19 protein-coding genes are annotated in these 21,038 nt (G+C 56.8%); 3 read left to right on the top strand and 16 right to left on the bottom strand.

Going from position 1 to position 21,038, the window contains the following annotated elements; translation table 11 throughout:
- Positions 1 to 4: 4 nt before the first annotated feature.
- From remA to FRY98_RS10570, 5 genes are all read right to left on the bottom strand, one after another.
- The gene (gene remA / locus FRY98_RS10590) at positions 5 to 265 is read right to left on the bottom strand and encodes an extracellular matrix/biofilm regulator RemA (protein ID WP_044479181.1); all 261 of its coding nucleotides are present in this window, start codon (positions 263 to 265) and stop codon (positions 5 to 7) included.
- 50 nt (positions 266 to 315) lie between these two features.
- Positions 316 to 1,203 (bottom strand): YicC/YloC family endoribonuclease, encoded by an 888-nt coding sequence (locus FRY98_RS10585; protein ID WP_148451711.1) that lies wholly within the window; start codon positions 1,201 to 1,203, stop codon positions 316 to 318.
- A gap of 35 nt (positions 1,204 to 1,238) precedes the next feature.
- Positions 1,239 to 3,128, bottom strand: a complete 1,890-nt coding sequence (locus FRY98_RS10580) for a bifunctional homocysteine S-methyltransferase/methylenetetrahydrofolate reductase (protein ID WP_148451710.1) — start codon at positions 3,126 to 3,128, stop codon at positions 1,239 to 1,241.
- 208 nt (positions 3,129 to 3,336) lie between these two features.
- On the bottom strand, positions 3,337 to 4,173 hold the full coding sequence (gene dapF, locus FRY98_RS10575) for a diaminopimelate epimerase (RefSeq protein WP_148451709.1): 837 nt from the start codon (positions 4,171 to 4,173) through the stop codon (positions 3,337 to 3,339).
- Between the two features lie 88 nt (positions 4,174 to 4,261).
- Entirely contained in the window at positions 4,262 to 7,060 is a 2,799-nt protein-coding gene (locus FRY98_RS10570) for a calcium-translocating P-type ATPase, SERCA-type (RefSeq protein ID WP_148451708.1), read from the bottom strand.
- A gap of 185 nt (positions 7,061 to 7,245) precedes the next feature.
- Between FRY98_RS10570 and FRY98_RS10565 the strand changes: the two genes are divergently transcribed.
- Positions 7,246 to 9,000: an Rqc2 family fibronectin-binding protein gene (locus tag FRY98_RS10565; protein WP_148451707.1), complete on the top strand. Its 1,755-nt coding sequence runs from the start codon at positions 7,246 to 7,248 to the stop codon at positions 8,998 to 9,000.
- 72 nt (positions 9,001 to 9,072) lie between these two features.
- On the opposite strand, the gene FRY98_RS10560 is transcribed toward FRY98_RS10565, so the two are convergent.
- The 10 genes from FRY98_RS10560 to FRY98_RS10515 all read right to left on the bottom strand — a co-directional run bounded on the left by FRY98_RS10560 (position 9,073) and on the right by FRY98_RS10515 (position 18,700).
- On the bottom strand, positions 9,073 to 9,957 hold the full coding sequence (locus FRY98_RS10560) for a PHP domain-containing protein (RefSeq protein WP_148451706.1): 885 nt from the start codon (positions 9,955 to 9,957) through the stop codon (positions 9,073 to 9,075).
- A 422-nt stretch (positions 9,958 to 10,379) separates the two neighbouring features.
- Positions 10,380 to 10,604 carry a hypothetical protein gene (locus tag FRY98_RS10555; protein ID WP_148451705.1) on the bottom strand — a complete coding sequence of 75 codons (225 nt, stop codon included), beginning with the start codon at positions 10,602 to 10,604 and terminating at the stop codon, positions 10,380 to 10,382.
- Positions 10,605 to 10,883: 279 nt separating this feature from the next.
- Positions 10,884 to 11,798, bottom strand: coding sequence for a selenium metabolism-associated LysR family transcriptional regulator (locus tag FRY98_RS10550; RefSeq protein ID WP_148451704.1), 915 nt, complete (start codon positions 11,796 to 11,798; stop codon positions 10,884 to 10,886).
- An 84-nt stretch (positions 11,799 to 11,882) separates the two neighbouring features.
- Positions 11,883 to 12,320, bottom strand: a complete 438-nt coding sequence (locus FRY98_RS10545) for a hypothetical protein (protein ID WP_148451703.1) — start codon at positions 12,318 to 12,320, stop codon at positions 11,883 to 11,885.
- Between the two features lie 200 nt (positions 12,321 to 12,520).
- The gene (locus FRY98_RS10540) at positions 12,521 to 12,784 is read right to left on the bottom strand and encodes a YlbG family protein (RefSeq protein WP_148451702.1); all 264 of its coding nucleotides are present in this window, start codon (positions 12,782 to 12,784) and stop codon (positions 12,521 to 12,523) included.
- A gap of 52 nt (positions 12,785 to 12,836) precedes the next feature.
- Entirely contained in the window at positions 12,837 to 13,277 is a 441-nt protein-coding gene (locus tag FRY98_RS10535; RefSeq protein ID WP_148451701.1) for a YlbF/YmcA family competence regulator, read from the bottom strand.
- 100 nt (positions 13,278 to 13,377) lie between these two features.
- Positions 13,378 to 15,258, bottom strand: a complete 1,881-nt coding sequence (locus tag FRY98_RS10530) for a helicase-associated domain-containing protein (RefSeq protein ID WP_148451700.1) — start codon at positions 15,256 to 15,258, stop codon at positions 13,378 to 13,380.
- Positions 15,255 to 16,940: a DNA repair helicase XPB gene (locus FRY98_RS10525; RefSeq protein ID WP_148451699.1), complete on the bottom strand. Its 1,686-nt coding sequence runs from the start codon at positions 16,938 to 16,940 to the stop codon at positions 15,255 to 15,257. Before FRY98_RS10525 ends, FRY98_RS10530 begins: the two co-directional genes overlap by 4 nt.
- Positions 16,941 to 17,043: 103 nt before the next feature.
- Entirely contained in the window at positions 17,044 to 17,469 is a 426-nt protein-coding gene (locus FRY98_RS10520; protein WP_148451698.1) for a CBS domain-containing protein, read from the bottom strand.
- 46 nt (positions 17,470 to 17,515) lie between these two features.
- On the bottom strand, positions 17,516 to 18,700 hold the full coding sequence (locus FRY98_RS10515) for an amidohydrolase (RefSeq protein ID WP_148451697.1): 1,185 nt from the start codon (positions 18,698 to 18,700) through the stop codon (positions 17,516 to 17,518).
- A gap of 203 nt (positions 18,701 to 18,903) precedes the next feature.
- On the opposite strand from FRY98_RS10515, the gene FRY98_RS10510 reads away from it, so the two are divergent.
- A complete protein-coding gene (locus FRY98_RS10510) occupies positions 18,904 to 19,245 on the top strand; it encodes a YugN family protein (protein ID WP_148451696.1) in 342 nt (113 codons plus the stop codon).
- A gap of 11 nt (positions 19,246 to 19,256) precedes the next feature.
- Positions 19,257 to 20,504: a putative lipid II flippase FtsW gene (ftsW, locus tag FRY98_RS10505; protein ID WP_148451695.1), complete on the top strand. Its 1,248-nt coding sequence runs from the start codon at positions 19,257 to 19,259 to the stop codon at positions 20,502 to 20,504.
- A gap of 99 nt (positions 20,505 to 20,603) precedes the next feature.
- Here the strand turns inward: ftsW and FRY98_RS10500 are convergent, their stop codons facing one another.
- The gene (locus FRY98_RS10500) at positions 20,604 to 20,966 is read right to left on the bottom strand and encodes an Asp23/Gls24 family envelope stress response protein (RefSeq protein WP_148451694.1); all 363 of its coding nucleotides are present in this window, start codon (positions 20,964 to 20,966) and stop codon (positions 20,604 to 20,606) included.
- Between the last annotated feature and the right edge of the window lie 72 nt (positions 20,967 to 21,038).

Raw genomic sequence — 21,038 nt, 5'->3', positions numbered from 1 at the left:
CATTTTATTCGTCGTTGTCGTCATCTTTCGCGGACAGGCGGTGCGCTACCGTTTCCGGCTGAACCGCCGACAGGATGACATGGTCGCTGTCGGTTATAATGACCGCACGCGTGCGGCGCCCGTAGGTAGCGTCAATCAGCATATGACGATCCCTTGCCTCTTGGATAATCCGCTTGATGGGAGCCGATTCCGGACTCACAATGGAAATGATCCGATTGGCGGATACGATGTTTCCGAAGCCGATGTTAATAAGTTTAATTGCCATCTAAGGTATTTCCCCCTATTTTACTTGACTCACCAGTGTCAAATGCGACGTTATTCGAGATTCGCGGCTTGCTCGCGAATTTTCTCCAGTTCCGCTTTCATTTCAACGACACGGTTGACCAGAGCCAAATGATTGGCTTTCGATCCAATCGTATTCGTTTCCCGGTTCATTTCCTGTATCAAAAAATCCAGCTTGCGCCCCACCGGTTCGGTGGAACGGAGCAGGGTCCGGCACTGTTCGAAATGACTGCCCAAGCGGGTGAGCTCTTCGTCGATATTGGACCGGTCCGCAAAAACGGCGATCTCCATGGCGAAGCGCTGCTCGTCAAAAGCGCCCTCAACCAGCTCGGTTAAACGCCCTTTGAGTTTGGTCCGGTAATCGCTCACGACCTGAGGCGCATAAGTTTTGAGCTCGGCGTGCAGCTCTTCCAGCCTGGCAAGCCGCTGCTCCAGGTCGGCCGCAAGATGCCGGCCTTCCTTACTGCGCATATCCAGCAGCCCGCCGAGCGCTTCTTCCAGACCGCCATGAAGGACGTCTTCCCAGGCTTCGCCGGTAAAGTCCCCTTCACCAAGCGGATCGGGCGGGACTAAAACGTCGGGCAGCGCGAGCAAATCTTTCGCACTGAGCGAGGCTTCCAATCCGTACTTCGTATGCAGCTCCTCCGCCGCCCGCAAGTAAGCTTCCACCCTGCCTGAATTCAGTACAAAAGGAAGGGAGCTTTCGTCATCCCGCTCCTTGCTGATATATACATCAACCCGTCCCCGCTTGACATCGCGCTGGATCCGCCGCCGAAGGCTATCCTCATAGCAAGTCCATTCCCTCGGCAACCGGAGCACGATTTCGGAGTAGCGGTGGTTGACGGACTTTATCTCAAACTGAATCACATATCCGCCGAAGACTCTGGCGGCGCTGCCGTATCCTGTCATACTGTGAGACATAGGCATCACATCCGTTATCCTATTGTAATTGATAATTATGAACGAGACAAGTGGGCCGCCTTCGGTTTCGATTTCTCGAGGACGTAGCGGGTTAAGGCCACATTCATCTCATAAAACATAAACGGAGTCATTAAATAAATGCCGTTGAAATGCTCCATGGCGATATCGAGCAATTCCTTGGCGATCTCCACGCCCATGGCCCGCCCTTCGGCGCCCTGAAGCCCGTCCATGCGGCGGCGGACCTCCTCCGACAGCTGAATGCCCGGTACTTCATTATGGAGATACTCGGCGTTCTTTCCGCTGGCCAGCGGCATGATCCCGATAAAGATCGGAATATCCAGATGGGCCGTCGCCTGTCTGATCGCCACGATCAGCTCGGGATCGTAAACCGGCTGAGTCATAATGTAATCGGCGCCCGACGCGATCTTCTTCTCCAGGCGCTCGACCGCCTTGTGGAGATGTTTGACGTTCGGATTGAAAGCGGCGCCGACCACGAATTTCGCCTTTTGTTTCAACGGCTTGCCCGAAAAAGCCACGCCCTCGTTCAACTGCTTGATCATGCGGATAATTTCGAAGGAGGTCATGTCGTACACGGAACTGGCTCCCGGCAGATCCCCGAACCTGGCCGGATCTCCCGTCACCGCCAGCACGTGGTCGATGCCAAGGGCATCGAAGCCCATCATATGCGACTGCGTTCCGATCAGATTGCGGTCCCGGCAGGCGATATGAATCAGCGGCCTTAGACCGAGTTCGGCTTGCACCAGGTGTCCGAGCGCCATATTGCTCATCCGCGTAACGGCCAGCGAGTTGTCGGCCAGCGTCAGCGCGTCCACCCCGGCTTCCTTCAAAGCGGCGGCGCCTTCCATAAATTTACCGATATCCAAATCCCGCGGGGGATCCAGCTCGACGATGACGGTATGACGCTCCTTCACAAGTTCCGTGATGGCCGGTATCCTTCCGTTGCCGGAGGAACCGTTCGCGGTACCCTCCGCCGACCTGGTCAACACGGCCGTTTCGCTCGGCTTAGGCAGCGGTTTGCCTTCCCGCAGCGGGGCAGCCTGATAGGCCGCCAGCGCCTGTACCGTCGCGGCGATATGCTCGGGCGTCGTTCCGCAGCAGCCGCCGATCAAACGGGCTCCCAAATCCGCAAAAGCGGTGGAACATTCGCCGAAATACTCCGGCGTCGCCCCGTATATATATTCTCCATCGACATAATCGGCCAACCCCGCGTTGGGGAAAACCGAGAGCGGCACATTCAGCGGCCCGCCCAGCCGGGACATCACGCTCATGATTCCCTTTGGCCCCGAATGGCAGTTGAAGCCGAGCACATCGGCTCCTTCTCCCAGCAGCATGCCGAAGGCGTCCGAAATCGTATAGCCGTCCAATGTGCGGCCAACCTGGTCAACCGCAAACTGGCAGATGACCGGAACATCCGTTAAATGCCGCGCCCGGCCCAGAGCAATGCGCATTTCTCCTAGATCGTAAAAAGTTTCCAGCAAAATCGCGTCCACTTCCTCGTTCAGCAAAGCGGCCATTTGCTGCTCGTAGTACCGGGTAAGCTCCTGATCGGTCACGTTGACGCGCTTCCCGCCCCGAATCGAACCGACCGCTCCCGCCACGTAAGCGCGTCCGGCCGACGCCTTTTTGGCGATGCGGACCGCGGCGCGGTTAATTTCCTCGACCTGGGATTCCAATCCGAATTTGGACAGCTTATAATAGTTGGCGGAAAAACTGTTCGTCTCCAGCATCTCGGCCCCCGCGTCGATATACCGGCGATGGACGTCTCCGATGACTTCCGGCTGAAGCAGATTCAGCTCCTCGTAGGAAATGCCCACGGGAAAACCGAAATTGTACAAATAAGTACCCATGGCACCGTCCCCAACAATGACTCCGTTTTCCCATCTTTCGCGCAAATCAGGTTTCATCCCCGTACCTCCAAAGCCTGTAATGTTATTATAAATGCCGGTTCGCGGCCCTTACTGTGCATAATTTCATTCTAATGTATCATAAATCCACCGGATTGATAAGAATTCCGTCCGACAAATGATTTTACCGCCGGACAATAACCGGCTCAAAAGCCGGGCCCAATCGCTCAAAAAAACGGACGGCCTCTGGCCGCCCGTTTCTTGATTCCTAAATCTCAATGTTCCCTTTATATACGGTCTCCGCCGGCCCTGTCATATACACGTGGTTATCCTGTTCATCCCATTCGATAAACAAATCCCCGCCTTTCAGGCCGATCCAGGCGGCACGGTCCGTCAACCCGTTCAGAACGGAGGAGACCAGTGTCGCGCAGGCCCCGGTTCCGCACGCCAAGGTCGGTCCCGCGCCGCGTTCCCATACGCGCATTTCCACCCGTTCGCGCGAGGTGACGGTAGCGAATTCCACATTGATTTTTCGCGGAAAATAAGGATGCACCTCCAGCTTCGGCCCCCAGACGCCCAGGTCGAAATTGGGAGCATCGTCCACGTAGATGACGCAGTGCGGATTACCCATGGAGACGGCCGTAAACTCGAATCGGCGCCCATCCGCTTCAATCGGCCTGGCCAGCACCGGATTCCCTTCCAAAGTGGTCGGTACGGCCAAACCGTCCAGAATCGGCTCGCCCATGTCCACCCGGACGGTCCGGACAACCCCGTCCTCGATTTGCAAAGAAACCCGCTGCACCCCGGCGCCCAGCGTTTCGATAGTAATCCGGTCTTTATCCGTGTAGCCGTGGTCATATACGTATTTGGACACACAGCGGATGGCATTGCCGCATTGTTCGGCCTCAGTGCCGTCAGAATTGATAATCCGCATGCGGAAATCCGCTTTCTCCGAAGGCAGGATAAAAACCAGCCCGTCCCCTCCGACGCCAAAATACCGGTTGCACCACGCGATCGCCAACTCCGAAACCCGTTCCGGGAGGTCTTCTTCTCCGTAAAAAACGAGAAAATCATTGCCGAGTCCATGCATTTTAGTAAATTCCATATTTTCTTCCACCCCTCGCATGCATTGCCGAGCTAAGCTTGCTCCATGGGGTTAGTCTATCGGCTTGAGGGGTGGAATGGTATTGATTCTATGCACGAATATTTGTACTTTTCACCGTGGCCATCGGACGGGGCCCGTTATAATTCCTGCGCCGTCTGCCGGACCATACGCTGCCCGCGCCAAGCAGGAAGGTCGGAATGCCGGCGGCGACGAGCGAGATGGCCCATTCGCGCGTACCGAGCGGCACGGTTTTGAAGATCGGCTGCAACGCTTCGATATACATGACGCCGAGCAGCAGCAGCACGGAAGAAAGAACGGCTAGGACGAGATAGCGGTTTTGCAAAATATTCCGGTGGAAAATCGAGCGCGAGCTGCGGCAGTCGAAGACGTGAATCAGTTGGGCCATCACCAGCGTCACGAAGGCCACCGACTGGGCTTTGGCCAACTGGGCCGGATCGTTCGGAGCCACCCGGTACGTCAGCCAGAAGGCGGCGAGCGTACACAGGCCGATCAGCAAGCCGCGGCTGAGGATTTTCCAGCCGAGCCGGCGGGCAAAAATATTCTCGTTCGCCCCTCTCGGTTTATGCTCCATCAAGTCTTTTTCGGGTTGATCCACGCCGAGCGCCATCGCCGGCAGGCCGTCCGTGACGAGATTGACCCACAGAATCTGAATCGGGAGCAGCGGCAGCGGAAGGCCCGCCAGCATAGCGAAGAACATCGTTAATATTTCACCGACATTCGAAGCCAGCAAATAGCGGATAAACTTGCGGATATTTTCATAGATGCTTCTCCCCTCTTCGATCGCGGCTACAATCGAGGAGAAGTTGTCGTCGCTCAGAATAAGCGATGAGGCTTCCTTGGACACATCGGTCCCCGTTATCCCCATGGCAATGCCGATATCGGCGGCTTTGATCGCCGGCGCGTCGTTGACGCCGTCCCCGGTCATTGCGACGACATGCCCTTTGCTCTGCAGCGCTTTGACAATGCGCAGCTTATGCTCGGGGGCCACGCGCGAATAAACATAGGTGTCGTCGACCCGTCGGTCCAGCTCTTCATCGCTGAGCGCGGCCAATTCCTGACCCGACATCGACACGCCTCCGCGCGGCAGGATACCGAGGTCCGTAGCGATCGCTTCCGCCGTAAGCCGGTGATCCCCGGTGATCATCACGGTTTTGATGCCGGCCCGGCGGCAAACGGCAATCGCATCCCGCGCTTCGCGGCGGGGCGGATCGATCATGCCGGCCAGCCCGACGAAGATCAGCTGCGATTCCACGGCCCCTTCCTCCGCCATCGACTCGTGCGGTTTCACCTCGCGGTATGCCAGTCCCAAGACGCGCAGCGCGCTGCGGGCCATCCCCTCATTCTCGGCCTGCACCCGGCTCCGCAAGGTGCCCGTAAACGGAACCACCTTGCCTTCCCAGAGAATGTACGCGCATTTATCCAGCAGCATATCCGGAGCACCCTTGACGAGAGCCATCCTTCCGCCCTGGTGGGTCACCACGACCGACATCATCTTCCGTTTCGAATCGAACGGAAACTCCCGCTCCCGCCGGTATGACGTGCTTAAGGCCGCGGGGGTCAGCCCCATTTTGGAAGCAAGCACGACGAGCGCGCCTTCCGTAGGATCCCCCTTCAAAATCCAATGCGTTCCCTGCGGCTCCTCCTTCGGTTTTTTGCGGCCGCGCACATCGGCATCGACCTCGGAGATCTCCGCGTTGGAGCAAAGCGCGCTGACCTGCAGCAAACGCCGGAGGCTCTGGTCCATCTTGATGTCGATCGGCTGCTTATTCTCCAATATTTGCCCGATCGGCTCGTAGCCTTCCCCGGTGACCTCCAGCGAACGCCCTTCCAGCCAAAGCCGGGTAACCGTCATCTTGTTTTGCGTCAGCGTTCCCGTTTTGTCCGAGCAAATAACCGAGGCGCAGCCCAGCGTTTCGACGGAAGGCAGCTTGCGGACGATCGCCTTGCGCTTGATCATCCGCTGCACGCCGAGCGCCAGCGCGATCGTGACGATCGCCGGCAGACCTTCCGGAATCGCCGCCACCGCGAGACTTACCCCCGCAAAGAACATCGCGCCCGCAGGCTGTCCGTGCAAGATCCCGACGACCACGACGAGTACGGTGAGAGCCAGCGCCAGGTAAATCAATATTTTCCCAAGCTGTTCCAGCCTTCGTTGCAGCGGTGTTTCCTGGGTATCCGTATTTTGGATCAGGTCGGCGATTTTGCCCATCTCCGTATCCATCCCCGTGCGAATCACCAGGCCTCGGCCGCTCCCCCGCGTGATCATCGTGCCCATAAAGCCGATGTTCTTCTGATCGCCCAGCGGTACGTCCGCTTCGCGGATCGTTTCGGCGTGCTTTCCGACCGGATGCGATTCCCCGGTCAAGGCCGATTCTTCCACATCCAGGCTGTTGGCCGACAGCCAGCGGATATCGGCCGGAATCCGGTCTCCGTTTTCCAGAATCACGATATCGCCGGGAACGAGGTCCTTCGCGGGAATATGCCTGACCACGCCTTCCCGGAGCACATTGGCGTGGGGGGCCGACAGTTGCTTTAAAGCCCGCAGAGAGCGCTCCGCCCGGAATTCCTGCACGAAGCCCAGCACCCCGTTCAAGACGATGATCGCTATAATGGTAACGGCGTCCAAATATTCGCCGAGGATGCCCGAGATCAGTGTGGCGCCCATCAGGATAAGCATCATGAAATCCTTGAACTGGTTCAAGAACAACAGCCACGGGGAAATGCGCTGTCCCTCCGCCAGCTCGTTTACTCCGTACCGCTCCTGTCTTCGAGCCGCTTCCTCCTGGGTCAGGCCCTGTTCGCGCGTGACGCCGAACCGCTCAAGAAGCTCATCGCCACTCCACTGGTGCCAGTTTTTTTGTTCCATCCTCCCAATTCCCCTCCCGTATTTTGTGCGGTATACAGCGTGAAGGCTTTTCCACCTAGGGTAAATGTATTCCGGCCAGTCCCAAATTATCACAGCGCGGCTCTTAAGTTTTTGCCGGAAGTATGGCATCATAGAAAGAAGCACGAAGCAATTTATATTGAAACAAGACGGGAGAATATATTGTTATGGCACTTGACGGAATCGTAACCCGAGCGATCGTTCACGAATTGCAAACCATCGTGGGCGGGCGCATCAATAAAATACATCAGCCCTCATCCAGCGATATCATCATGCAGCTTCGCGCCTCCGGCGGAAATAAACGTCTGCTGCTGTCGGCAAATCCGACCTATCCCCGCGTGCATCTGACGGAGGAATCTTTTCCGAATCCGCTGGAAGCCCCCATGTTCTGCATGCTCCTCCGGAAACACTGCGAAGGAGGTATCGTCGAAGCGATCCGGCAAGTCGGAATGGAGCGGATCATCCATATCGATGTTCGCCAGCGCGATGAACTCGGCGACGTCTCGGTGAAGCGACTGATCGTGGAGCTGATGGGACGGCACAGCAATATTATTCTGGTCGATCCGGCAACAGGAACACAGCTCGACGGCATTCATCACGTGACCCCCGCCATCAGCGGATACCGTGTCGTAATGCCGGGTTTCTCCTATACGGAGCCTCCGCAGCAGAATAAACTGGATCCGCTGCATACGGGCAAAGAAAACTTCTTCAGCGCCTGGCAAAACGCTGCCGAGCAAAACGGGGGGGCCGGCTGGATCGTCGGCGCTTACAGCGGCTTGAGCCCGCTGATCGCGGAGGAGATCGGCCGCCGCGCTGATGGCGGCAATCGGCCAGCGCAGGGAAGCGGGGATCCGGAGAAGCTCTGGGCCGCCTTCGACCAGCTTATGGAGGATGTGCGGAACCACCGGTACACTCCTGTGACCGGAGATAACGAAGCGGGGAAGCCGGTTTTCTCCGCCGTCCGGCTGACGCTGATCCGGGGGGAAGCCAAAACTTACGGCTCCATCAGCGAGTGCATGGAGGAGTATTTCGGGGAGAAGGCGCTGCGGGATACCGTAAAGCAGAAGACCAGCGATCTGCTGCGATTTTTGCAAAATGAACGGAACAAAAACATCAAAAAACTGTCCAACCTGGAGAAAGATCTAGGGGAAGCGGAAGATGCCGAGCGTTACCGGATTTGGGGCGAGCTTCTGCTGCCGTCCCTGCATTTGATCAAGAAAGGTGATCGCACGGCCGAGTTGGTCAACTACTATGACGAGGAGCAGAAGACGGAGCGAATTCCGCTCGATCCGCTGCTTACTCCTTCGGAGAACGCCCAGCGTTATTTTAAAAAATACAACAAGTTTAAAAATAGCCTTGCGGTGATCGATGAGCAGATGCGGAAGACGCGGGAGGAGATCGTGTACCTTGAGGAGCTTCTCCAGCAATTGTCGTACGCCTCCTTGAGCGATGTCGACGAAATTCGCGAGGAATTGATCCAGCAGGGATATTTGCGGGACCGGGCGAAGAAAGGCAAAAAGAAGAAAAAGAACGACCGCCCGACGCTGCATGTTTATACCTCTTCCGAGGGCTTCGAAATTTGCGTCGGCAAGAACAACCTGCAAAACGAATACCTGACCAACCGGCTCGCCGGACCGAACGATACCTGGCTGCATACGAAAGACATACCGGGTTCGCATGTGGTTATCCGCGGCAGCGGTTTTGGCGATGCGACGCTGAATGAAGCGGCCCAGCTGGCGGCCTATTTCAGCCAGGCCAGGGAATCGAGCAGCGTGCCGGTGGACTCCACGCTGATCCGCTACGTCCGCAAACCGAGCGGGGCGAAACCGGGCTTCGTCATCTATGATCACCAACGCACCTTGTTCGTGACGCCGGATGAGCAGTTGATCAAAAAACTGCCGAGTGCGGTAAAAAACGGATAGAGGCTAACACACCGCCGACAAAACAAGAACCTTCCTAACGCAGAATATCTGCGTTTTAGGAAGGTTCTTTGTTCAACGGCCGCCGTGCTCCGCGGCGTTTTGCAATTGTCGGACGCACTCTCCGTCGGCGTAGCGGCTGCCGAGATCGCCGTGAAAGACGACGCCCTGCCGGACGCCGTGATAATCGGAACCGCCGGTGGCGATCAGTCCGTATCGCCGCGCCAGCACGAGATAGCGCTCCTCGTCCTCCGGTCCGTGGTCGGAGTGATACACCTCGATCCCCGCCGGCCGGCCCTTCGCCACGATCGTTTCCACCAGTTCGTCATCGCCGTACAAGCCGGGATGGGCCAGAACCGGCGCGCCTCCGGCTTCGCGGATCCATCCCATCGCTTCTTCCGGCGAAATCCGGGGCAAAGAGGCGTATCCGGGCTTCCCTTCTCCGAGATACCGGTCAAAAGCATCCCGCATATCGGCGGCCAGTCCTTTACGAACCAACGCGTCGGCGATATGGGGCCGGCCCAGGCTTTCATCCGGCCGCAAAGGCCGGCCCAGCCCCGCCTTGACTTCGTCCAACGTAATGGAAATCCCGAGACCGTTCAGCTTGTCTATGATTTGGACATTCCGGGCCTCGCGGGTCTCCCTTAAGCTGGCCAATCTTTGCAGCAGCACGGGATCGTCCGTTTGGATAAAGTACCCCAATACATGGATGTCTTTTCCCGAGGCCCGGGTGCTGATTTCCACCCCCGGAATCACGAGTATGCTCTGCCGCTCGCCCTCCGCCATCGCTTCCATGACCCCCGCTACCGTATCGTGGTCCGTGATCGCCAGACCCGTAAGGCCTTGTTCTCTCGCCAAACGGACATTATCGGCGGGCGCGTTCATCCCGTCCGAAGCTCGCGTATGGGTATGCAAATCGTATCGTTCTTGCCGCCCCGTTTCGCCTTTGCTTTGCATCATTTTTGCCCCTCCTCAGGTATGTTGTTCCAAGAATAAAGTCCCTCCGTCGGATTCCGCATCATTAAAGGCAAACTTTCCCGTTCATGTACCGCTCTTGGCCCCTCGATCGAATTTAGCTGGAGAAGCTCCATCTATTTCGCGGCTATATTGCCGATATACCCCATTTCAGGCGAATTAACGGGAGGTTATCCGGCTAATTGGCCCCTGTGGCCGCGTACGTACCAAATTAACGGGAAGAATTCCCTTTATTTCGAACCCAACCATTTAGTTGCGGGTCAAGAGCGTGAATAGAATCCTTTTCACCTGCTCGCTGTCGCTGCAATAGCGGCCTTTTGGGCCGTTATTTCGGCCCGATTCGCCTCTACCGAGAAAATAGCGGTCAAAAAAGGCCTTATTTCCAGCCGTGGGTCACTGACGTTACATTAAACCTGACTTAGTGCTGCGGGCCGCAACTTTTTCTGGCCGTCCGTTATAATAGCGGCGTTTTGGGCTGCTATTTCGCCCAGATTTGCTTTTTCAGGAAGAATAGCGGCTAAAAAGGACCCTATTTCTCTGGTGCGAGCCCAAAAATCCGGTTTTTGCCCGACTTTCTCTAAAATAAGGCCCCAAATGACCTCTATTTCACACCAAAGAGCCAAATTCGACAAAATAGCGCTCCAAATGACCCTTATCCACCGGCCAGAGCTCAAAGAGAGGCGGTTACAGCTATTGAACCCCACGGTTAATGCAACGCTAGTGGCTGCAGCCGTGTGAAATGTTCTTCCGATCGCTGTTGCTCCCAGATTTCTTTATTTATATTTATTCAAGGTAGAAATCCGGTCACAAAGGCGAGCTTTAGCTTATGCTTCTGATGCCAGCTTTCTTTCAGAAAGCTGGTAGCTTCTCCAGAATCATTTCACACTCTTGCCTAGTGCCAATTCTTTAGTTCAACTTATATAGAACGATTTTTTGAATCCGCGCAAATACGTTAAAAAAGTAACCGCCGAGACGGGCAGTACCGTAGATTTCAAATGGATGGAATAAAATTGGCGCTTGAACTCGGCATCCTCAATATCCACCACCTTCAGCAGGCCTAACGCCTGCTCGTGCTTCACCGAGGACGGGGAGATGATCGTGACGCCCAGGCCGGCTTCCACCGCCGATTTCACCGCGCCGGTGCTGCCCAGCTCCATCACCGCTTCCATCCGTTCCGCCGCGATGCCCAGCCGCTCCAGTTCCGCTTCCATCACCTGCCGGGTTCCCGAACCTTTTTCCCGCAGCACGAAGGAATAGTTCATGACCTCGCTCAACCGGACCCGCTCCTTCTCCGCCAGAGGATGGCCGGCCGGAACGATCAGCTTCAGCTCATCCTCCATCACGGGCTCCGATACCATATCAGGATGATGCACAGGCGCTTCGACAAGGCCGAAATTCAGCTGATGCCCGACGATCTCCTCCATGATTTGAGCCGTGTTCATTACCTTGAGCGCGATGGAGACATCCGGGTATTTTACCGCGAATCCCCCCAGCAGCCTGGGCAGTACATATTCGCCGATCGTCAGACTGGCTCCGAGCTGAAGCCTTCCCTTCAGCATCGAGGCAAAACGCGACATGGCCCGCTCGGTTTCCCGCATCAATTCAAGGCTCCGCCTTGCATAAGGAAACAGCGTATGGCCCGCTTCGGTCAGCTCGATCCGTTTCGTCGACCGGACCAGCAATTTGCTGCCGAAGTGATCCTCCAGCGCCTGAATCTGCATCGTGACCGCCGGCTGGGTCATATGAAGCGCCTGGGCCGCCGCCGAGAAGCTTCCCCGCTCCGCAACCGTATAAAAAATATGCAGTTGATGATAGTTCAACGCCATCCTTGTTCCACTCCTTCTTCTCCCCCTACAATACCACGAGGAAGAGCACAAAAAAAAGCATGCCCCTGTCGGAACATGCTCATTCTATTTGCGTTTGCGCGTATTCTTCATCAAGGTCATGCGCCGGGAATGCCGCAGCCAGGAATAGTAAGATTTCAGGTCGCGAAGCTCGATCGTCTCCGACATCCTGCCCAGAAAGGTTACGATAATCATTTTATATACAGGCTTGGCCTGTTCCGTATACATCCCGGGGATCTCCGTAAACTCCGCCACAAATACCAAATCGTCATCGACGAGGTAGACGTCCTCTCCGTTTCGGTAATACGGCTTCATTCTGCCTTGCTTGAGCCATCCCCAAGCCCAGCGCGCTATCTCATTCGTCGCGGAACCGCGGCGATCGACCCGATCCTGATATCTTAACCTGGCATGATGGGTAATAACGATGTCGGCAATGGCCTTGTCCCCCAATAAAACAGGCTGTCTTCCGCAAGTGGCCCGCCGCTCCGTAACCGTATTTCTCATTTGCCGCACCTCGAGTTCTAGGACTTTATAACTAAGTATAATTACCCAACATAATACATCATAACCAACGGTTCGACAAGACTTAAGATAGAAAAATTTGTACCAATTCAGGCCCTGACAGCTTACTTTAAAAATCCCGCGCCTCCCTTTCCGTAGATGCCCATAAAAAAAGCGGCCCGAGGGCCGCCTTTTCCGTAAAACTATAAACCGTAATACCGGGTTTTGTCCGGAACATCCTTGCTGTATTCCGTCTTGATTTCGTTCCGGTAGGAACGTTCGATTTTGCGAACATAGGGGAGTTTGCGGACGTTCTTCATCGTCTCCTCCGCCCGGTCCGCGTTCACGTACATAACCACATAATGCATCCGCCGCGACAAGTAATGAACGCTTCCGTATTTCTCCAAATTTCTTGCCGCCTTCAGGTCGCTGACCCAAATAATATAACCGGTCCGTTCCGGAAACATGATTTCTCCCCCCCTCTTCCGCATGAAGCGCCTTATGTCTTCAGCGCCGGCCTTATCCGCAACCGCACGCTCCGCCGCTTCCGCAGCCTCCGCCCTTCGGATTCGGATCGTTGCTCGGCACCTTAATGCTGTCCGAAACGGCATAAGCGATAATCTCGGACATTTGGTGAAGAATATCGTCCAACTCCTTCTCCGCCGCTTTAAAGCGGCGTACCGCTTCAAATTGCTCCAACTCCAGCTCCACCTCGGTTACTTTGTCCTTGGCTTCATGGTAGTTGGGATGAAAATGGCCGAAGCGCTGCGTTTCCTCGAACAGCTCCTTCTTGGCCGCCAATTTCTTGACGAGGGCCTGGATTTCGGCATCCTCCTCGACCCGGCGTTTCCAGTACAAATAGTCGGAAACCGCAGCGGATTTATTTATCAAATCGCCTAATTCATAGGCGTTTGTCAGCAGCTCGGCCATATCGACCGTGTTGATCTCCGTTACGCTCATGAATTATCATCTCGATTCCTTACAAGTGTAGTCCGCCAAAGCGGTAGACGAGATAATCATACCATAATCTTGCGACGAGAAGAAGAGGGAGCCCCGTAGATTAGGAGAGTTCAGGCAGCCGCAGCCGCATGGCTTCCCAGCGGTCCGGCGCCAGTTCGATTTCCCCTTGCGGAGGGATAACTTCTTCTCCGTTTAGGGAAGGTTTCAGCAGCCGTCCGACGACCGTCCACTTTTCGTCCCCTTTCAAAAAAAGCGGACAGAATTCCTCCACCGAACCGTTCATTTTCAGTTCTACTTTAGTCCTCCAGGCGATGGCCTGCTCCATCACTTTTCTCGCCGTTGAGCCGTGATAGGAACGCAGCTCCTTCAACCACATCCCCGGAACCTCCTCATATCCCGGAAAAAGCTCCGATAATGGCGGAATCGCCTCGGACGGTTCGTAGAAATGGAGATTCCGGCCGTTAAATATCCAGGCCCGCTCCGGCTGCGTCCCCCGCAGTGCCGCAGGCGCATGTCCGGTTCCTTCCTCCAGCCGCGGGAAATCCGGAGCGGCAGCGGATGGCCCCCCGGACTTGGGCGGGGCCAATCTGGCTTCCTCCAGCACCCTGCGGACTTTAGCGGCCTGGGCGTCCTCCACGATAAAATCGCGGGGGCCGATCCGCTCCAAAAGTCCGGCAAGGGCCGGCAAGGATGCCACCGTCTCCGCCGCTTCCTCGTCCGCACAGCGCAGCAGCATCCGCTCCTCCAGCAAGGTGCGGCCCAGCTCGCGGCCCCATTGCTCGAGCGCCGAGCGGACGTTGTCCGGCACCGCTTCCGCCCGAGTCTCCAGCAGCTCCAGTACCTCCGCCGGGGATCGGCCCAGCTCGGCCGCTTTGGAGACGCTCTGTCGGGTCAGCCGGTAAACGGACATTCGGTCCATCGTCAAATTTTCGCAGAAGGCCTCAAGTTCCCAGCGCACCCGGTAGGATACGTCCGGGGGCACCAGGATCTCAAAATCCGGCTGCACGATGATGAAAGGGGGCGAAGACGGCCCAAGTCCATACTTCCCGCCATCATCCAGGCCTCCGTCCGCCAGGGAGCCCTCCGCAGCTTGTCCGTTCTTCGGCAAGCGTCGCAAATCCGGCTTTTTCCGCCAGCGGAAGCAGCCTTCGCCCCCCTCATCGGTCCCGAAATCCACCCAGCCGAAACCCGCCAGGGCTTTAAGCCAGTTCTCCAGCCATCCCTGGAGAAACTCCGGCGGACTGCCGGGGACCATCCCTATGGATTGCAGGGACTTGATCATGTCTTGCAGCGAGTACCATGTCCCTTCCCGCAGATCGGGCTGAATCAGCCTGTATACGCCGTGCTGCGCGGAAACATCATCAGGAATATAGCGGTGAAGCAGTTCGCGGAACAACAGCGCATCCATCTCCTCTTGTTCCAAGCTCAGCCAGGCCGAAAGCTCCCGGGAATTCAGACTCCAGCTTGCGCGCTCCTTCACCAATAACTCGAAGGAGAGCAGCAAATCGAGCACCACGGCCAGTTGGGGGGGATAAACGTCGTGGTGGGGATAGCGCAGATGGAGTCCGGCGATATCGTTCTCCTGCAAGTACAAGTGCCCCGCCAGCTTGCCGATCGACCGTTGATGAAGGGTTCCCTTGGAGGTAACGGGCAGCCCGTTCCGGCCGGCCCACGTCAGGGCCCGGAATAGGTCCAAGGCCAGGCCGGGACCTGCTTCTCTTTGCAGCCGGGCATCCGTAGCTGCCAAAGGCGTAAGCTCGGGAAATGGCGTTCGTCCCCATAACTCCGGCAGCCGCTCCGCGGGGATGTAGTACAGCATTTCCCCCCAAGCCTTTTTGACGGCGGCCAGTTGTCCGCCTCTCAGCAGCCCCGGCAGGGCCGCTCTCAGATCGGCTCCGGTCAATCGGCCGGACGCCGCCTCATCAAGCTTCTCCAGCTTGAACGGCAGTCCGGCGAACCGCCGGAAAATCGCTTCGATCATGCGCCCTCCCCCCGTTCTCCCGTAACGGCGTATTCATAACCTTGTTCGATCAGGAACAATTGGCGCCGCAGCGCAAAATCCTGCTCCCGGGTCTCCTCCGAGACCAGGGTGTAAAAATAGGCGCCTCCGCCATCCTGTTTGGGCCGCAGTATTCTCCCGAGCCGCTGCGCCTCCTCCTGACGGGAGCCGTAGCTTCCGGAAATCTGGATCGCGACGGACGCATCGGGCAAGTCGACGGCAAAGTTGGCCACCTTGGAAACGGCAAGCACCGGGATCTTCCCCTCGCGAAACCGGGCGAACCAGGTTGCCCGCTCCTGCTGCGGCATACTGCCGGTAATAAGCGGAACGCGCAGCGTTTCGGCCACTTCGCGCAGTTGATTCAAATACTGCCCGATAATTAGAATTTGCCGGCCGGCATGGCGGCTGACCAAACGCCGCACCATTTCCGTTTTTCGCGGGTTCTCCGCCGCAATCCGGTATTTCTCCTTTCCCTCCGCGCGGATATAGCGCTCTCTGACCGCATCCGGCATGCCGACCCGGACTTCCCGGCATTCCACCGTCGCGATGAACCCCCGTTCCTCCAGCGTCTTCCAAGGGATTTCGTAACGTTTCGGCCCGATCAGCGAGAAGACGTCGCGTTCGCAGCCGTCCTCCCGTACGAGCGTAGCGGTTAACCCAAGCCGGCGGGTCGCCTGGATATCGGCGGTTGCCCGGAACACAGGAGCGGGAAGCAAATGTACCTCGTCGTAAATGATCAGCCCCCAATCCCGCTGATTGAACAGGCTCATATGCTTAAAGCCCTCTTCTTTCTTAGCGCGATGGGTCAGGATCTGATAGGTCGAAACCGTAACCGGGCAAACCTGTTTCTTCTCCCCCGAGTATTCGCCGACCGCGTCCTCCGGCAGTGTCGTTTTATCCCGGATTTCCGCAATCCATTGGCGCACCGAGGTGACGTTGGAAGTCAGAATCAAGGTTTCACTCTGAAAATGGGCCATCGCCGCGAGCCCGATGACCGTTTTTCCCGCGCCGCAAGGCAGAACGAGGACACCGCTGCCTCCGCCGTCGCCTCCCCCGGCAAACGCTTCGACACCCGCTTGTTGATAGGGCCGGAGGGCGAAAGGTTTCCCGCCGCCCGTTACGTCCCGTAAGGCCATGGGCAACGATTGTCCGTGATGATACCCGACTTCGTCCAGCACAGGGTACCCGAGATGGGCAAGGGATTGTTTAAGCGCTCCGCGCCACACCTGGGGCAGGAAGCAGCGGTAGTCACCGGCCGGCTCAAGCTTGTACGGCTCAAGGGATTTCTCCTTCAGCAGCCGGGCCATCAGGCCTTCCTCCCCGCTCACGCATTCCAGGACCAGGCGTCCCGGCTCTTCCGCCCTGAACAGCTTGAGGCTGCCGAATCTGGAAACCCACATCCGGACCTCCTCGTCCACTCCGCCCGGCAGCTCCCAGCGGGACAGCCGCCGCAGCTCTGTCAGAATGTCCTCCGCGCTCATCCCGGCCGCGGCGGCGTTCCACAAAGACAACGGGGTAACGCGATATGTATGGTAATAAGCCGGACTCTTCACCAGTTCCGCAAACCCGGCCAGCCTTTCCCGCGCCGATTCGTAGCCGGGATGTTTTTTTTCAAGCAGCACCGTCAAATCCCGCTGCACAATGCAGGATCCTTCCCTGTTCATCGGCATCCTCCCTTTCACACTGTTAAAAAACAAAGAAGCCCGCAAGCCGGTCGGCCGCGAACTTCTTCTCCCGCGCCTCCCCGTAGACCGGGGGTCGGCTGCCCTAATGCACCTGCTCCGATATCTCCGACAACGCTTCGCCGGCATTGTCGGCAAAGATGCCCCGCACGGCCAGGTCGCCGATCGAAACGACCCCGATCAGCCGGTCGCCCTCGGTCACCGGCAGCCGCCGGATTTGCTGCTCGGCCATCAGCTCGGCCGCTTCGTCCACCGAGGTGTCCGGCGTAGCCGTTCTGAGACCGCGGGTCATGACTTTTTCGACGGCGGTCGAACCCGGATGCTTCTCGGCGATGCCCCGGATGACCAGGTCGCGGTCCGTAATGACCCCGAGCAGCCGATCGCTTCCTTGTTCGCAAACCGGAATAAAACCGGTGTCATGCTCCTTCATTTTGACCGCCACTTCAAAAACGTTGTCTTCGGGAGACACCGTTACGACGTTACGGGTCATAATTTCACTCACTTTTCTCATGTTGGATCCCTCCTTCGGTCAATAGAATTCCAAAGGAGGAGCCGGTTTATGCGCCGGATCCGGACGCATGCTCCGCAAAGTAGGCATCGGCCATCGCCGCCATGAGTAAGGCGGCGTGAAGCATCGCCTCCTCATCGATATCAAACCTCGGATGATGATGGGGATAAACCGCCCCCTTCTCCGCGTTTCCCGCCCCCACCAGCATAAAGCAGCCCGGAACTTGCCGCAAATAATAGGCGAAATCCTCCGCCGGCATAATCTTCGGCGAGGTGGCCGGCTTTAATCCCGCATCGGGGGCTCCGGACTCGTAAAAACGCTGAAATTCGCCGGGATGGTTGACCAGACAGGGATAGCCCATCATATAGTCGACGTTGGCCGTAGCTCCATAAGCCGCGGCCGTTCCTGCGGCCAGTTCATGGATCCGCGTCCGGATCAGCTCCCGGGTGTCCTCGTCGAAGCAGCGGACGGTCCCCGATAACCTGCAGCGGTCGGCGATCACGTTCTGCGCGGTCCCCCCTTGAATCGATCCGACCGTAACCACCGCCGGATTGAGGGGATCGACCGAGCGGCTGACCACGCTTTGCAGTTGGAGGACCAGCGCCGAAGCCGCGACGACACTGTCGATCGTTCTGTGCGGCATCCCGCCGTGCCCGCCTTTCCCTTGGACGTCGATGAAGAACTCATCCGTGGAGGCCATCAGCGGCCCCGCCGCACTCATTGCCGTGCCCGCGGGGATCGGCGTCCATAGATGGACCCCGTAGATGACGTCCACCCCGTTCAGCGCGCCGGCCTCGATCATCGACACCGCGCCGCCAGGGCAAACTTCCTCCGCCGGCTGGAACAGCAGCCGCACTTCCCCGCTCAGTTCTTCCCTCCGGCCGCTATAATATTCCGCCAAGGCCAGGAGAACGGCCGTGTGCCCGTCATGACCGCAGGCATGCATCACCCCGGGAACGCCGGACGCGTAATCGCAGTCCTTCTCGTCCTGAATGGGCAGCGCGTCCATGTCCGCTCTCAGGGCCACCGTCTTCCCGGGTCGGCCGCCGCGCACGCGCCCGATGATGCCGAATCCCCCGACGCCGGCCGTCACCTCCACGCCGAGTTTCTCCAGCCGCTTTTGCACGTAATCCGCCGTTTCTTTTTCCATAAAAGAGAGTTCGGGATGCCGGTGCAAATAGCGCCGGTCTTCCACCATGCCTTTAAATAAAGCCTTAAGCGCTCCCCTATCCATTCGCCCACTTCCCTCTCTACCGAAATCATTGATTTCATTGTAACAGAAAACAAGTCTTCTTAATATGCGCGGCCCGCGGACGAAAAGGCGGAAACTTCACTTTGCACAAGGCTTTCCGTGCTTGCACAAGTGATGGAAACATAATATCATGGGGAGAGAACTCATGACTTTTTTACGAACATTATAAGGAGGCCTTCCGACAGATGATAGTTGAAAATACAGGTTTGGATGGACTAAAGAGCGATTTGGCCTATTTGGACGAATCTGCCGAGAAAGTTGGCTTTATTCGCTGGCAGTGGGAATATTACCGCGCTACATACGACTATAAAATCGAACACAACAACGATGAATACTACCTTCGCATCAATACGCGAGCGGTTGAAGGCAAGTTGGAGCGTCCGGACACGATTCTGGCAATCGAAGCGGTCTACATGGGGCGGGCCACTTTCCCACACGGGCTGGAATACGAATCGGAAATTCCGGCGCTGGTCATGAAGACGGCGACGCATAAGCTCGCAGAGTTGAAGGAACTCCTCGAGGCTTAAGCCCGGCTTTCATGAGAGACAACAAAGAAGAGCCCCGGCGCGGAACCCCTGATTTTCAGCTTCTCGTACTGACGCTGCTTATGGTGGGGTTCGGGATTGTGATGGTGTTCAGCTCCAGCTCCAGCATCGCCATGGTCAACAAAAACTTCGGCTACGATCCGTTGTATTTTACCAAAAAGCAAATCATATTTGCTTTTGTAGGCCTAATCGGCATGTTTATAGCGATGAACATTCCCTATGAGAAATATAAGAAACTGTTTGTCCCTGTATTTATATTAGCCATTATTCTATTGATGATCGTTCCGTTCTCCGGCGGCATCAACGGGGCCAGCAGTTGGCTGAACGTCGGCTCGCTCGGGATTCAGCCCACGGAATTGGCCAAGGTGACGACCATCATGTATTTGTCCGCCCTGATTTCCAAGAAAGGCGAACGATTCCGCGATCTTCGCACAGGCTACATACCGGTCATGGTCATTGTAGGTTTTGTGGCCGGTCTGATCATGCTTCAGCCCGACCTGGGTTCCTGTATGATCCTCGTCGCCACGGCGGGCCTGATTATTTTTGCGGGCGGAGCCAATCTGAAGCATATCATGGGTTCCATCGCGCTGCTGGTTCTGGGAGCGAGCATCGTGATGGGGGTCGGAGCCCTTTGGGACAAGATCAACCCGGGCGATACCGCCGACACGGGGAGCGATTACAAGATGGGGCGGATTCAGGCTTATCTGGATCCGTGGGCGGATCCGCAGCATACCGGATATAATCTGATTCAATCCCTGACGGCCATCGGACATGCCGGCGTGACCGGTACCGGATTTGGACAAGGCATACAGAAGTTGCATTATCTTCCGAACGCCTATAACGACTTTATTTTCTCCGTCATCGGGGAAGAATTCGGTTTTCTCGGCACCCTGATTTTTCTGTTGTTTTACATTTACTTTATATGGAGGGGTCTGCTCGTGTCCCTTCGCTGCCAGAGCGCCTTCGGAACGTTGATGGGGGTGGGGATCATGGGCCTGATCGCGATTCAGGCTTTCGTTAACATCGGCGGCGTTACCCGTACGATTCCGGTCACGGGGGTCACGCTTCCGTTCATCAGTTACGGAGGCTCCTCGCTGCTCGTGATGATGGTGGCGATGGGCATCGTTTTGAGCATCTCCCGCCAATCCTCCCTGCCGGCCAAACAGGAGCGTACGAAATCCGTGGTCATGAAAGAATCGGCCACTTACGACTGGAGCCAACGCAGACGCCGTCAAGGCTGACGAATCCAGGTGAACGCAAAAAAAGACTTCAGGATCCTTTCCTGGAGTCTTTTGATTTTTGCAGGAACAATGCCGATCGGACTGTGGACGCCCGGGCGCTTAGGCCTCGTCGTCTTTAAACGCCACGCCTTCGACCTTCACGTTCACTTCCACCACTTTCAAACCGGTCATGTTCTCAACGGCTTCACGTACATTCTGCTGCAGCATCCGGCACACTTCGTGGATCGGAGTCTCATAAAGCACGATGATCCGCAGATCGATCGCCGCTTCCAGTTGACCGACTTCTACGGTGACGCCCTTTTGCACATTTTTGCCGCTTAACCGCTTGGCCCATCCTTCGGACAGCCCGCCGGACATCGCCGCAATGCCGGGGGTTTCCAGGGCCGCCATTCCCGCGATTTTGGAAACTACATCATCAGAAACCCGAATTACCCCCAAATCCAGTTGCAATTGCTCGGTCATGGTCTTTCCTCCTTCAAACCTCATTATTACCCATTGTAATTGCTAATTTCTTATTAAGCAAATATAGACCAA

Source organism: Paenibacillus faecis (assembly GCF_008084145.1).
GTDB classification, from domain to species: Bacteria; Bacillota; Bacilli; order Paenibacillales; family Paenibacillaceae; genus Fontibacillus; species Fontibacillus faecis.
This window is presented reverse-complemented; position numbering and strand designations above follow the sequence as displayed.